This window comes from Blastomonas ursincola, assembly GCF_013607875.1.
Lineage (GTDB): Bacteria > Pseudomonadota > Alphaproteobacteria > Sphingomonadales > Sphingomonadaceae > Blastomonas > Blastomonas ursincola.
Window position 1 is genome coordinate 787890 of sequence record NZ_VDES01000002.1, and the last position, 12827, is coordinate 800716.

General features: G+C 63.6%; 14 protein-coding genes. 8 read left to right on the plus strand and 6 right to left on the minus strand.

All coding sequences use genetic code 11. The features are described from left to right. Nucleotides 1-40: 40 nt before the first annotated feature. Complete coding sequence (locus FG486_RS09820) at nucleotides 41-1624, minus strand: peptide MFS transporter (protein WP_137775928.1); 1584 nt, start codon at nucleotides 1622-1624, stop codon at nucleotides 41-43. A 153-nt stretch (nucleotides 1625-1777) separates the two neighbouring features. Between FG486_RS09820 and FG486_RS09825 the strand changes: the two genes are divergently transcribed. Beyond that, nucleotides 1778-2371: a nitroreductase family protein gene (locus FG486_RS09825; RefSeq protein ID WP_181267380.1), complete on the plus strand. Its 594-nt coding sequence runs from the start codon at nucleotides 1778-1780 to the stop codon at nucleotides 2369-2371. A gap of 12 nt (nucleotides 2372-2383) precedes the next feature. Here FG486_RS09825 and FG486_RS09830 read toward each other — a convergent pair whose 3' ends face one another. The 3 genes from FG486_RS09830 to FG486_RS09840 form a co-directional block, all read right to left on the minus strand. Then, nucleotides 2384-2656, minus strand: coding sequence for a hypothetical protein (locus FG486_RS09830; protein WP_181267381.1), 273 nt, complete (start codon nucleotides 2654-2656; stop codon nucleotides 2384-2386). A gap of 158 nt (nucleotides 2657-2814) precedes the next feature. Next, nucleotides 2815-3015: a type II toxin-antitoxin system antitoxin gene (locus FG486_RS09835; protein ID WP_060977552.1), complete on the minus strand. Its 201-nt coding sequence runs from the start codon at nucleotides 3013-3015 to the stop codon at nucleotides 2815-2817. Between the two features lie 8 nt (nucleotides 3016-3023). Beyond that, nucleotides 3024-3938: an SPFH domain-containing protein gene (locus FG486_RS09840; protein WP_181267382.1), complete on the minus strand. Its 915-nt coding sequence runs from the start codon at nucleotides 3936-3938 to the stop codon at nucleotides 3024-3026. A 215-nt stretch (nucleotides 3939-4153) separates the two neighbouring features. Between FG486_RS09840 and FG486_RS09845 the strand changes: the two genes are divergently transcribed. Next, on the plus strand, nucleotides 4154-4432 hold the full coding sequence (locus tag FG486_RS09845; protein WP_137775927.1) for a hypothetical protein: 279 nt from the start codon (nucleotides 4154-4156) through the stop codon (nucleotides 4430-4432). Here FG486_RS09845 and FG486_RS09850 read toward each other — a convergent pair whose 3' ends face one another. Next, nucleotides 4433-4819 (minus strand): hypothetical protein, encoded by a 387-nt coding sequence (locus FG486_RS09850; RefSeq protein ID WP_181267383.1) that lies wholly within the window; start codon nucleotides 4817-4819, stop codon nucleotides 4433-4435. A 188-nt stretch (nucleotides 4820-5007) separates the two neighbouring features. Between FG486_RS09850 and FG486_RS09855 the strand changes: the two genes are divergently transcribed. From FG486_RS09855 to FG486_RS09865, 3 genes are all read left to right on the plus strand, one after another. Continuing rightward, nucleotides 5008-6549: a M20/M25/M40 family metallo-hydrolase gene (locus tag FG486_RS09855; RefSeq protein ID WP_241695686.1), complete on the plus strand. Its 1542-nt coding sequence runs from the start codon at nucleotides 5008-5010 to the stop codon at nucleotides 6547-6549. 59 nt (nucleotides 6550-6608) lie between these two features. Further along, nucleotides 6609-7772 carry a zinc-binding dehydrogenase gene (locus FG486_RS09860; RefSeq protein WP_181267384.1) on the plus strand — a complete coding sequence of 388 codons (1164 nt, stop codon included), beginning with the start codon at nucleotides 6609-6611 and terminating at the stop codon, nucleotides 7770-7772. 69 nt (nucleotides 7773-7841) lie between these two features. Next, on the plus strand, nucleotides 7842-8972 hold the full coding sequence (locus FG486_RS09865; RefSeq protein ID WP_181267385.1) for a hypothetical protein: 1131 nt from the start codon (nucleotides 7842-7844) through the stop codon (nucleotides 8970-8972). 34 nt (nucleotides 8973-9006) lie between these two features. On the opposite strand, the gene FG486_RS09870 is transcribed toward FG486_RS09865, so the two are convergent. After that, on the minus strand, nucleotides 9007-9900 hold the full coding sequence (locus FG486_RS09870) for a LysR family transcriptional regulator (protein ID WP_181267386.1): 894 nt from the start codon (nucleotides 9898-9900) through the stop codon (nucleotides 9007-9009). Between the two features lie 134 nt (nucleotides 9901-10034). On the opposite strand from FG486_RS09870, the gene FG486_RS09875 reads away from it, so the two are divergent. The 3 genes from FG486_RS09875 to mmsB are packed head-to-tail and all read left to right on the plus strand — an operon-like array spanning nucleotide 10035 to nucleotide 12821. Further along, complete coding sequence (locus FG486_RS09875) at nucleotides 10035-11534, plus strand: CoA-acylating methylmalonate-semialdehyde dehydrogenase (RefSeq protein ID WP_181267387.1); 1500 nt, start codon at nucleotides 10035-10037, stop codon at nucleotides 11532-11534. Nucleotides 11535-11538: 4 nt separating this feature from the next. Beyond that, nucleotides 11539-11949 carry a VOC family protein gene (locus tag FG486_RS09880; RefSeq protein ID WP_066280099.1) on the plus strand — a complete coding sequence of 137 codons (411 nt, stop codon included), beginning with the start codon at nucleotides 11539-11541 and terminating at the stop codon, nucleotides 11947-11949. Then, on the plus strand, nucleotides 11946-12821 hold the full coding sequence (gene mmsB, locus FG486_RS09885; RefSeq protein WP_066280103.1) for a 3-hydroxyisobutyrate dehydrogenase: 876 nt from the start codon (nucleotides 11946-11948) through the stop codon (nucleotides 12819-12821). The genes FG486_RS09880 and mmsB overlap by 4 nt, the downstream gene beginning before the upstream one ends. Nucleotides 12822-12827: the final 6 nt, after the last annotated feature.

The window sequence follows — 12827 nt, forward strand, 5'->3', positions numbered from 1 at the left end:
CTTTCCCTGTCGCAGTTCGGAAGTGGTTTTGTCGTTGTGATCAGGCACCGCGCGTCGCCGGATGCACGCCTGCCGCCTGGTTCTCGGCGAGTTCGTCCTCGCCCGCCAGCGGTTCGGCATCCTTCAGCGTATCGAGGTGCATCAGCTTCTTGATCAGCGGGGCGATGACGAGCACTCCGACGCCCACGGCAATCGCGATCCAGCCGATCTGCGAATAGACGTCGAGCACGGTCTGCTGGCCTGCGCCTTCGCCGCTCGCCTTTTCAGATCCCGTGGCGGCCGCGATCAGGCCGGCAACGAAATTGCCCGAGGCCGAAGCGAAGAACCACGTGCCCATGATCAGCGAGGCCATATGCGCCGGCGCCAGCCGGTTCATCGCGCTGAGGCCCACCGGCGAGAGGCAGAGCTCGCCCATGGTGTGGAGCAGATAGATGAGGAAGATGAACAGCACCGGGGTCGGCACACCTGCTCCTGCAGCGGCAGCGCCCGCAACCAGCACCAGGAAGCCAGCGCCGAGCTGGATCATCGCCAGGCCGAACTTGGCTGGGGCGGAGGGTTCGAGCCCCTTGCGGCCCAGCCACGTCCAGAGCGCCGCGAAAATCGGCGCCAGCAGCACGATGTAGATCGCGTTGATCGACTGGAAGATCGACGCCTTCACATCGCCACGGTCAACATAACGGTCGGTATAGAGGTTGAGCGAGGACCCGGCCTGTTCGAACAGCGCCCAGAACAGCACCGAGCCGAGGATCAGGAACATCGCGGCAAAGATGCGGTCGCGGTCTTCGCGCGGCAGCTTGGTGACGGCGGTGAGCAGCACATAGCCGACCAGCACGACGCCCGACGCGAGCAGCAGCCAGCCGACGACTTCCTGATACTGGATCAGCACCCAGATGCCCAGAACGGCGGCGATGCCGATGGCGTACAGGAGCCATTCGAGCTTGATGCCCATCACCGGCTTGGCCAAAGCCGCCGCATCGGGCGCTTCGCCGCGACCGCACAGCAGAGGCTTGCCCAGGACGAACACGATAAGGCCCAGCGCCATGCCGACGCCCGCAGCCCCGAAGCCATAGGACCAGCCGTAGGTCTCGCCCAGAATACCGCAGGCGACCGAGCCGAGGGCTGCGCCGAGATTAATGCCCATGTAGAAGATGGTGTAGGCACTATCGCGCCGCACGTCGGTTCGCGGATAGAGCTGGCCGACGATCACCGAGATGTTCGCCTTGAGGAAGCCCGAGCCCACGATGATGAAGGCGAGCGCCAGCCAGAAGACGTTGAGGGCAGCGGGGTCCTGTCCCCCTGTGCCTTCGAAGCCCATCAGCAGGTGGCCGAAGGTGAGCAGGATTGCACCATAGGTCACCGCCTTGCGCTGGCCGAGATAACGGTCGGCCAGATAGCCGCCGAGCACCGGAGTGATGTACACCAAAGCGGTATAGGCACCGTAGATGACGCCCGATTGCGAATCCGAAAACAGCCAGTGCTTGGTAAGGTAGAAGATCAGCAGCGCGCGCATGCCGTAATAGGAAAAGCGTTCCCACATTTCCGCGAAGAACAGCACATACAGGCCCTTGGGGTGGCCCAGGAATGTGCCCTTGGAATCGCCGCTCACGGCATAACCGCTGGCCATTATCGAATGTCTCCCGTCGATTTTTCAGTTGGCGGCCCGCCCCCAGGCCGTCCATAGCGTGGGCTGCAACCTAGACAAAAATGCGCGGGTGTGAAGCGCCTTGTTGCAGTTGATACCAGACTGCCGCGTGCCACCCCGCTGCCGGAGCCCATTGTGACCCAGTTCAACGACCTGTCCTCGCTGCCCCGCTATCTCGCCAGCCGCCGCTCGGGCCGCCCGCGCGACATGATCGCGCCCGGCCCCGATGCCGCGCAGATGCGCGAGATCGTGCGGATGGCGCTGCGCACGCCCGATCACGGCAAGCTGAACCCCTGGCGCGTCGTGCATGTGGCGAGCGACCAGCGCGATGCCTTTGCCGAAAAGCTGACTGCTGCCTATCGCGCGGAGAAGCCCGAGGCCGGACGGCTCGAGATCGAGGCGATGGAAAGCTTCGCGCGCCAGGCGCCCGAACTGCTCGTCGTGCTCTATTCGCCCCGTGAATCGAGCAAGATCCCGCTGTGGGAACAGCAGCTTTCGGCCGGGGCCTTCGTGATGAACCTGCTCCACGCGGTCCACGCGCACGGCTTTGTCGGCGGCTGGATCACCGGCTGGCCGAGCTATAGCGATGCCGTGCGCGACATGTTCGGGTCAGCGCCCGAGCAGATCGCGGGCTTCGTGTTCATCGGTACGCCAGGCCAGCCGCTGGAAGAGCGGCCCCGGCCTGCGGTTGACGCAGTGCTGAGCGGCTGGTCTGCTGCCGGGGACTGACCCGTCTTGCCGTCAGTGCAGCGCGGCGGCGGTGCGCTCGTCAGGCGCAGAAACGTCGTCCACCAAACCGGCTGCGTCTTCCTCGGCAAATTCGCGAACGATCGCAGCATCGAGCTTGTCGAGCGGCTGCTGCCCGGCTTCGTGCTTCTGCGCGATCTTGGCCGCTGCATTCCAGGCCTTGGCCGCATCGAGCGCGATGCCCTGGCGGTTCTTGAGCGGTTCGCTTTCGGCCTTGGCGATCTGCAGGCTTTCCTGCTCGCGGCAGAATTTTTCGGTAAAGCGCATCGATGCTCTCCTCGTCGGACTTCCAGACGATCAGGCAGCAAGGCGCGCGATTGCGCGCGTTATCGGCGATCCAGGTTATCGGATGCCGCCTCCCTAGCACGGCCGGGCGGCAATAGCGAACGATGGTTCCTGCAGGCCGTCATCGGCCCAAATTTGCCTCATTCCTTCGGTGGCCGCCCCCTGGGGCGCTGTTCGGGCGGGGCGAGCTTGATGCCGCGCCGCGCCAGCGCCTCACGCAACAGGATCTCGATCTCGGCATTCACGCTGCGCAATTCCTGCGCGGCGGCGCGCTCGATCGCCGCGTGGAGCGACGGATCGAGGCGCAGCGCGAAGGATTTCTTGGGCGGCGGATTGGGCATTGTTCAGGTCAATAGAGCGACCCGGCATTGACCACCGGCTGGGTGTCGCGCTCGCCGCATAGCACCACCATCAGGTTGGAGACCATCGCCGCCTTGCGCTCGTCGTCGAGGTGAACGACATTCTTCTCGCTGAGCATCGCCAGCGCATGTTCGACCATCGTCACCGCGCCCTCGACCAGCCGCGATCGTGCCGCGATCACCGCCTCGGCCTGCTGGCGCCGCAGCATCGACTGGGCGATCTCGGGCGCATAGGCGAGGTGCGTCAGGCGGCATTCATCGATCTGCACGCCCGCCGTGCCGACACGCTCCTGCAGCTGCTTTTCCAGTTCGTGGCTGACCTCCTCGGCATCGCCGCGCAGCGTCACCTCATCGGCATTGAAATCGTCATAGGGATAGCGCGCACCGATGACGCGGACCGCGCTCTCGATCTGGATGTCGACGAATTCCTGATAGTTCTCGACATCGAACAGGGCCTTCGCGGTGTCCGACACGCGCCATACCACGTTGGTCGCGATCTCGACCGGGTTGCCGCGCAGGTCGTTCACCTTGACCTTTTCCGAGGTGACGTTGTGCACGCGCACCGAGATCTTCTTGCGGCTGAGCCACGGCCAGCGCCAGCGCAGCCCGGTGTTGCGATCGGTGCCCTTGTAGCTGCCGAACAGCTGGATCGCCGCCGCCTCGTTGGGGTTGAGCATGTAGAAGCCCGAGATGATGAACAGAAAGGCAAGCGCGCTCAGCCCGGCCAGCACCAGTCCCAGCATGTTGCCACTCTTTGCCATTCCGACGCCCAGTACCGGTAGCAGCATGGAAACCAGCATGAGCAGAAGGAACACATAGCCGTTGAACGTGCTGGCCGCGCTTTCGGTGCTGGCGACCATGGCACCGCCGCCCGACGAGCCGTCAAAAGAAGAATTCTGCTGCATCTGAAACGCCCTCCGATTCGATAATCATGATATCATAATTATATCAAATGTTGATGGGCGCAAGCCGGATTCGTTGTGCACCGTCAGCTGGATCATGCCGTCCGTCACAGCGTGCAGCGAGGGGGAGGGGTATCAAAGCGACGAACGGTCCGCCGCAACAGGAAACCGTTCTGCCGTCCATGCGTAAGGCATGGGACCGATAAAGGATCAAAGCCATGACGATGCACCATGCCCGCCCCGCTTTCGACCCCGCCCATATGCTGGCAGCGGGACACAGCTTTGCGCGCCGCATTGCCCGACGCGGCTTCATGCCGCTCTATCACGCGGGCGATGTCAACCATTGCCCGGGTTGCGGTGGCAAGCACTGGCATGTCGGACGGATGAGCGCGGAATGTGCGACCTGTGCGACGGCGATCCCGCTTGCCGATGTCGCCGCGCAGCCGATGCAGCCGCTGTTTCACGTCACCCGCAGCCGCACCGCCTGGGTGGAGTGATCAGCGCTTGCCGGGCGTGGCGAAGATCGCCGGATAGAAGACCTGCTCCTCCCAGCGTACGCGCGCCTTCAGCCGGTCATTGAGGCCCCGAAACGCCGCGAGAAATCCGGCACGATCGTCCGCCACCCGGCGCTGCGGCCAGCTGGCGTTGCAATCCATCAGGTCGCCCCGCCACATCAGCAGCTCGTCATGAAAGCGGCGGAGCAGCTTGGTCTTGTCCGCGTCCTTTTCCATTTCTGCCGCACGGGCGTTCACCAGCCGAATTTCGACGCTGCAATGGCTGTTAACCAGGCGTGAAAATCCGAGGCGAAGCGCGGGCAGATCGCGCAGGGCCGTGTCCGTCCCGGCCTTGACGGCTCTCACGATGGCATCGGCCTGGGCCAGCAACTCGCCATGCTGATGGGCAAAATTCTGCATGCTCATGAAGGCGTCGGCCCGGTTATCTGACCTCAGATCAAGGTCATGTGTATTCAAGGGTTTAGGGTGATTCGGTTTACAGGGTGTTACCCATTGCAAGAACGCCTGGACCGGTCCAACCTGTTTGTCTCAGCCACGTTGCAATGAGGCGCAAACCCATGTCCGATACCATATCCGCTTCCCCCAATCGCCGTGCGATGCTGCGTTCCGCCGCCCTGGTTGGCTCCGGAATGGCGCTCACCGCCGGGGGCGGCGCGGCGCTCGCGGCGGCAGAAAGCGAGATGGCGCGCATCCGCAAGGCGGCGGAAAGCAACCGCGACGCCGACATCAAACGCATCCAGGACTGGATTCGGCTGCCCTCGATCGCGGCGGAGAATTTGAACATGGCCGAGGGTGCGGCCTATATGGCGGACCTCGCCAAATCCGCGGGCTTTACCGGGGTCACCACCGTGCCCTCCGACGGCTATCCCGGCGTGTTCGGGGTGATGGACAATGGGGCGAAGCGCACGCTCGGCATCTATTTCATGTACGACGTCAAGCAGTTCGATCCGGCGGAATGGTCTTCGCCGCCGCTCGAGGCGCGGATCGTCGACAAGCCCGGCTGGGGCAAGGCGATCATGGGGCGCGGTGCGGTGAACCAGAAGGGGCCGGAAGCGACGCTGCTCGCCACGCTGCACGCGATGAAAAAGGCGGGGGTGAAACCGCCGGTCAACCTGGTGCTGCTGTGCGAGGGCGAGGAGGAGATCGGATCGCCCCATTTCAAGCAGATCGCGACGCGGCCCGATGTGCTGGCGGCACTCAAGAAATGCGAGGGCATCTTCATCCCGGCGAGTTGGCAGGGCGCGAATGGCGAGGTTCAGGTCAACTTGGGCTCCAAGGGCGTGATCGAGCTCGAACTGGTCGCCAGCGGCGAGAAATGGGGCAGGGGGCCCAAGGGCGACATCCATTCGAGCTACAAGGCGATGGTCGATTCGCCAGCCTGGCGGCTGGTCCAGGCGCTGCAGACGCTGGTCACGCCCGACGGCAACAATGTCGCGATCGGCGGGTGGAGCGACAATGTCCGCCCGCTCACCGACCGCGAGAAGGCGCTGATCGCAGAAGCCGCGAAGGGCATGAACGAGGCGCAGATGAAGCAGTCCTTCGGGCTGACCCACTGGATCGACGACCTGCCGTTCGAGCAGGCGCTGATCCGCCTCGCGCAGGAGCCGACCGCGAATATCGAGGGGCTGGTCGCGGGCTATACCGGCCCCGGCGGCAAGACCGTGCTGCCCGGCCGCGCGGTCGCCAAGATGGACTTCCGCCTCGTCCCCAACCAGACCCGCGCCGAGGCCGAGCAGAAGCTGCGCGCGCATCTCGACAAGCATGGTTTCACGGACATCGAGGCCAATGTCTCGGGCGGCTATGACCCGACCGAGGTGGCGGAGGACAGCCGGCTGATCAAGGCGGAGTTGGCGGCCTATGCGAAGCTTGGCGTCAAGGCGAACCTGAACCCGCGGCTCGCAGGTTCCTGGCCGGGCGCGGTGTTCACTGCGCCGCCGGTCAGCATCCCCGCCGGGCATTTCGGCATCGGCCATGGCAGCGGCGCGCACGCCCCGGACGAATATTATGTGGTGGAGTCGACCAACCCCAAGGTCGCCGGGATCACCGAGGCGACCCTGGGCTATGCCGAGATCATGTACCAGCTCGCTTCTGTCCGCTAGTCGGGCGAGGGGGCGGCGCGGCGCTTGCGGGCAAGCGGGCGAGGCGGCATGACGGATACATGAAGATCACCGCGACCATTCTCGACCGCATCGGCCACAAGGGCCCCTATGCCACCACCCGTCCGCTGCGCCTCGCCGAGGTCGATCTCGCGCCGCCGGGGGCGGACGAGATGCTGGTGAAGATCGAGGCGGCGGGGCTCTGCCATAGCGACCTTTCGGTCATCAACGGCGACCGCCCGCGCCCGATGCCGATGGCTTTGGGGCATGAGGCGGTGGCGACGGTGCTCGAGCCGGGCGCAATCGCTGCGCAGCATTTCGTCCCCGGCGACCGCGTGGTGCTGAGCTTCCTGCCGCTATGCGGCCATTGCCCCAGCTGCCATTCGGGCGAGGGATACCTGTGCGGCAACGGTGCGGCGGCGAATGGCGCGGGGACTTTGCTCGGCGGCGAGCGGAGATTGTCGGAGAATGGCACGCCGGTGCAGCATCATCTCGGCTCCTCGGCCTTTGCGACGCATGCCGTGGTCGACCGGCGTTCGGCGGTGAAGATCGACAGCGACATTCCGGTCGAGATCGCCGCCTTGTTCGGCTGCGCGGTGCTGACCGGCGCGGGCGCAGTGCTCAACGGCGGCGGGTTGCGCGCGGGCGAGAGCGTCGTCGTCTATGGCCTGGGCGGCGTCGGTCTCGCCGCGCTGATGGCGGCGATCGCAGGCGGCGCGCATCCGGTGATCGCGATCGATCCGGTGCCAGCCAAGCGCGCGCTGGCGCTGGAACTGGGCGCGGTGGCCGCCATCGATCCGCAGGATGCCGAGGAGGCGGTGGTCGCAGCATTGGGCCGCAAGCCCGATCTGGTGATCGAGACCGTCGGCAAGGCCCCGGTGCTCGCCAAAGCCTATGGGCTGGCGCGGCGCGGCGGGCGGATCGTTACCGTGGGCCTGCCCAACCCGGCGGACATGCTCTCGATCCCCGCCGTATCGCTGGTCGGCGACGGCAAGACGCTGATGGGCAGCTATATGGGCAACGCGATCCCCTCGCGCGACATCCCCCGCTACATCGCCCTCTGGCGCGCCGGACGGATGCCGGTGGAAAAGCTGCTGACCTCGGTCAGCCCGCTGTCCGAGATCAACGCGCTGTTCGATGAACTGGCGAGCGGGACGGCGATCCGGCAGGTGGTGGTGCCGTATGAAAAACAACCTGACACGCCGTTTTCCGGTAAAGGTCAATGATCTCTCCCAGTTGACCAGAAATTCAAAATTGATAGTTAAAAGGAGGCATTGGCTCGGGAGTTGTGCGGCATGTTTAGGGCTAAAACTGTTATGGTTATTGGGGCCGGCGCCAGTGTAGAGGTTGGCCTTCCGATGGGTCCTGAATTGTTAAGAAGCATCGTCCAGCTCACGGATATTAAATTTAATTTTAATCGACAGTCGTTCGGGGATCATTTGATTATAGAGGCCCTAAGAATACATTTAAATGAAGGTGCATCTGTCGTTAAATTGAATGCGCATATTAAAGCTGGTTGGAGACTTGCTAAATCGGCGACACAGGCAATGTCTATTGACAATGTAATCGATGCCTTAGAGAATTCTGAAGTTGAGTTGATAGGAAAATTAGGCATCGTCCGCGCAATTTGGCGCGCAGAAGCGGCGAGTCTATTTTTTCGGGTTCCCGAGGGCGTCAATGAAGGGCTGAATTTATCAAAGTTTAATGATAATTGGTACGGAAGTTTAACAAAGCTTCTAACCGAAAATGTGAAGCTGAGTGAAATCGAGGGAATTTTTGATAATTTTCAGATAATTAATTTCAACTATGATCGTTGTCTCGAGCATTACTTGCCGTTTTCGCTTGCTGGATACTACGGTGTGGAGTTGGCCTGGATTCGCGAACTGATGCAAAGGCTGGTAGTTCATCGGCCATATGGCGTCGCTGGAAAGCTGCCGTGGCAGGTTGGAGTTGGTCCGAGCGCGGATTTCGGTGGTGGCTCTGCCCAGTGCCTATCCGATGTTGCTCAGCAAGTCCGAACATTTACGGAGCGTGTCGAAGAGGGTGAGCAACTTGCTGCCATGAAGGCATCTATCGCAAATGCTGACCGAGTTATTTTTCTAGGATTTGCATTCCATAGGCAGAATGTTGAGCTGTTAGCGACTAAAATGCAGGATCACGCTGAAATTTTGGCAACTTGTTTCAGAATATCTGAAAGTGACAAATCTGTAATAGAAGAGGAACTCGAAAAAGCCTTTCAGCATGAATTTAGCCTAGATGATAAAAGGATAACTTTAACAAATGCGACATGCGCACAATTGTTTCAAGAATATTGGCGGACCATGACTGCGGTCAGAGGCGAGCATGAGCCTTATGCGAATTCAATGCAGAATATACGCTCATTTCAAATGCCAGTTTTTGGTCAAATATTTGGAAAAAGGAGGTAGAGAGTGTAATCTTGATTGCCTGTTTGTAGCGACCTTACCCATCCTCCCCCATCACCGGTGCAATCCGCTCCGCCAGCGCGTCGAGCCACCGGATGAACGCATCCACCCGTGCGAGCTTGCGCATGTCGCGGTGGACCACCAACCAGAAGCTGCGGTGGATCGCCACGCTGTCTGCCAGCACCCGCTCCAGCCGCGCATTCTGTTCGCCGATAAAGCACGGGAGAATGCCCACCCCCGCGCCGGAGGCGATCAGGCTGTGCTGCACGTTGATGCTCGAGCTGGTCAGCACCGGTTCGAGCCCGGGGCCGATCTCGTCGAGATAGCGCAGCTCGTCGGCATAGATGAAATCGGGGATATAGCCGATCAGCGGGTGGCGGCGCAGGTCTTCGACGCTCCGGATCGGGCCGGCGCTGGCGAGATAGTCGCGGTCGGCATAGACGCCGAGCTGATAGTCGACCAGCTTGCGCACCTTCAATGGCCCCGCGGTCGGGCGCGAGAGCATGATCGCCAGGTCCGCCTCGCGCTTGCTGGGGTTGAGAAAGCCGTTGGTCGCGACGAGCTCGATGCGGATCGCGGGGTGCTGGCGGTGGAAGCTCGCGAGATTGTGGGCAATGATCCACGCGGCGAAGCCTTCGGCGACGCTGACCCTGATCGTGCCCGCAAACACCGTCTGCTCGCCGGTCAGCTCGGTGCGCGCATCGATCAGCGCCTGTTCCGCCCCTTCGGCATAATGCAGCAGCTTAGCCCCATGTTCGGTGAGCGCGATGCCCTTGCCGCTCGCCTCGAACAATGTGGATTGCAGGTCGCCCGAGAGCCGTTGCAGCCGGCGCGCGACCGTGGTCGGGTCGATCTCCAGCCGCCGCGCGGCCTCCGCGACCGAGCCCGCGCGCGCCAGCATCAGGAAGATGCGCAGATCGTCCCAGTTCATCCATCCTGCTCCCGGCTCGTGCTGCTATTCTGCGGCATTTATGCAGCCTGATGTGATGTTTTTACGCAATTGCTTGCAGGAATGCCAGAGGCTATTGCCGCCTCCAAGCGACAAGCACCCACAGGAGAGCATCGATGCGCACCGTCACCCACCGTCTGGCCCCCGGCGTTACCGCCCCCGCCAGCACCCGCCAGTCCGATATTTTCGATCCCAATAGCGGGACGGTGCAGGCCAAGGTCGATCTGGGCAGCGCCGCGGTGCTCGATGCCGCCGTCGATGCCGCGCTCGCCGCGCAGCCCGCCTGGGCCGCGACCAACCCGCAGCGCCGCGCGCGCGTGATGTTCAAGTTCAAGGAGCTGGTCGAGGCGAATATCGACGAGCTCGCCGCGCTGCTTTCCAGCGAGCATGGCAAGGTGCACGCCGATGCCAAGGGCGATGTCCAGCGTGGCCTTGAAGTCATCGAGTTCTGCTGCGGCATCCCGCATGCGGTGAAGGGCGAATATACCCACGGTGCGGGCCCGGGCATCGACGTCTATTCGATGCGCCTGCCGATCGGCATCGGTGCAGGCATCACCCCGTTCAACTTCCCCGCGATGATCCCGATGTGGATGTTCGGCCCCGCGATCGCGACCGGCAATGCCTTCATCCTCAAGCCCAGCGAGCGCGATCCCTCGGTGCCGGTGCGCCTCGCTGAGCTGATGAGCGAGGCGGGCCTGCCCGACGGCATCCTGCAGGTGGTGCATGGCGACAAGGAAATGGTCGACGCGATCCTCGATCATCCGGCGATTGCGGGCGTGTCGTTCGTCGGTTCGTCCGATGTCGCGCATTATCTCTACCAGCGCGGCGTCGCCGCCGGAAAGCGGGTGCAAGCGATGGGCGGCGCGAAGAACCATGGCATCGTCATGCCCGATGCGGACCTCGACCAGGTGGTCAAGGATCTCGCCGGTGCGGCCTTCGGTTCGGCGGGCGAACGCTGCATGGCGCTGCCCGTGGTCGTCCCCGTGGGGGACGAGACCGCGGATCGTCTGCGCGCCAAGCTGATCCCCGCGATCGAGCAGCTGCGCCTCGGCGTCTCGTCCGATCCCGATGCCGATTACGGACCCGTCGTCACCGCCGCGCACAAGGCGAAGGTGGAAGGCTGGATCCAGACCTGTATCGACGAGGGCGGCGAGCTGGTCGTCGATGGCCGTGGCTTCACGCTGCAGGGGCACGAGAACGGCTTTTTCGTCGGCCCGACGCTGTTCGACCATGTCACCACCGACATGCAAAGCTACAAGGAAGAGATTTTCGGCCCCGTGCTGCAGATCGTCCGCGCGAAGGATTTCGAGGAAGCCGTCTCGCTGCCCAGCAAGCATCAGTACGGCAATGGCGTCGCCATCTTCACCCGCAACGGCCATGCCGCGCGCGAATTTGCCGCGCGCGTCAATGTCGGCATGGTCGGCATCAACGTGCCGATCCCGGTGCCGGTGGCGTACCACACCTTTGGCGGCTGGAAGCGCAGCGCGTTCGGTGACACCAACCAGCACGGCATGGAAGGCGTGAAGTTCTGGACCAAGATCAAGACGGTGACCGCGCGCTGGCCCGATGGCGCAGTGGATGGCGGCAACGCCTTTGTCATCCCGACGATGGGTTGAGGCGGTGCGCCTTGCGTACAGTGCCTATCTCGTCCGCGAGTATGACGAGGCCATTGCCTGGTTCGGCAAGGCGCTGGGCTGGCGGGTGATCGAGGACAGCGATCTGGGCGGCGGCAAGCGCTGGGTGCGTGTCGGCGGCGAAGAGGGCGGGCAGTTGCTGCTCGCCCGCGCGACCTCCGACGCGCAACTGGCGGCGGTCGGCAAGGCGGCGGGCGGACGCGTGGCCTATTTCGTCCATACAGGCGCTTTCGACGCCGACCATGCGCGCATGGTCGCAGCCGGCGTCGCCTTTGCCGAAGCGCCGCGCCAGGAAGCCTATGGCAAGGTCGCGGTGTTCGCCGACCTGTACGGCAACCGGTGGGATTTGATCGAGGCACCCGCAGAGGTGCCGACGGAGAGCGGAGCAGCAGCATGAGCACAATCGGATTTATCGGCCTGGGCAATATGGGCGGCGGCATGGCGGCGAACCTGGCGAAAGCCGGGCACAAGGTGATCGCGTTCGACCTGTCGGGCGAGGCGCTGGCGCGCGCCGGGGCGGCGGGCTGCCATCCGGTCTCCGATGCCGCGCAGGCGGGGCGCGAGGCGGATGTCGTCGTCACCATGCTGCCTGCGGGCAAGCATGTCGCCTCGGTTTATAACGAGACCGTGTTCGGTGCCGCCAGGCCCGGCGCGCTGCTGATCGACTGTTCGACCATCGATGTCGATACCGCACGCGAGGTCGCGAGCGCGGCGAAGGCGCGCGGGCTCGAGGCGGTCGACGCCCCGGTCTCGGGCGGGATTGCGGCGGCTAATGGCGGCACGCTCACCTTCATGGTCGGCGGCAGCGCCGATGCGTTCGCGCGCGCCGAGCCGATCCTCGCCGATATGGGCAAGGCGGTGATCCATGCCGGCGACAATGGCGCAGGCCAGGCGGCGAAGATCTGCAACAACATGCTCCTGGGCGCGACCATGGCCGCGACCTGCGAGACGTTCATGCTGGCGAAGAAGCTGGGACTCGACCTGCAGACCTTCTACGATATCTCGTCCAAGGCCTCGGGTCAGAGCTGGTCGATGACGAGCTATTGCCCCGTCCCCGGCGTCGGCCCGGCGAGCCCGGCGGACAACGGCTATGCCGGAGGCTTCGCCGCCGCACTGATGCTCAAGGACATGCGGCTGGCGCTCGAAGCTGCAAAGGCGAGCGGCGCGCGCGTGCCGATGGGTGAGCGGGCGGAAGCGATCTACGCGGCATTCGTCGAGGCGGACGCACAGGGGCTGGATTTCAGCGCGATCATCACCGCGCTCGAATAGGCCGCG

Coding starts and splice junctions, on each gene's coding strand:
- FG486_RS09845 (WP_137775927.1), top strand. CDS start 4,154: ATGACGATGCACCATGCCCGCCCCGCTTTCGACCCCGCCCATATGCTG.
- FG486_RS09865 (WP_181267385.1), top strand. CDS start 7,842: ATGTTTAGGGCTAAAACTGTTATGGTTATTGGGGCCGGCGCCAGTGTA.
- FG486_RS09855 (WP_241695686.1), top strand. CDS start 5,008: ATGTCCGATACCATATCCGCTTCCCCCAATCGCCGTGCGATGCTGCGT.
- FG486_RS09835 (WP_060977552.1), bottom strand. CDS start 3,015: ATGCCCAATCCGCCGCCCAAGAAATCCTTCGCGCTGCGCCTCGATCCG.
- FG486_RS09870 (WP_181267386.1), bottom strand. CDS start 9,900: ATGAACTGGGACGATCTGCGCATCTTCCTGATGCTGGCGCGCGCGGGC.
- FG486_RS09860 (WP_181267384.1), top strand. CDS start 6,609: ATGAAGATCACCGCGACCATTCTCGACCGCATCGGCCACAAGGGCCCC.
- FG486_RS09875 (WP_181267387.1), top strand. CDS start 10,035: ATGCGCACCGTCACCCACCGTCTGGCCCCCGGCGTTACCGCCCCCGCC.
- mmsB (WP_066280103.1), top strand. CDS start 11,946: ATGAGCACAATCGGATTTATCGGCCTGGGCAATATGGGCGGCGGCATG.
- FG486_RS09820 (WP_137775928.1), bottom strand. CDS start 1,624: ATGGCCAGCGGTTATGCCGTGAGCGGCGATTCCAAGGGCACATTCCTG.
- FG486_RS09830 (WP_181267381.1), bottom strand. CDS start 2,656: ATGCGCTTTACCGAAAAATTCTGCCGCGAGCAGGAAAGCCTGCAGATC.
- FG486_RS09840 (WP_181267382.1), bottom strand. CDS start 3,938: ATGCAGCAGAATTCTTCTTTTGACGGCTCGTCGGGCGGCGGTGCCATG.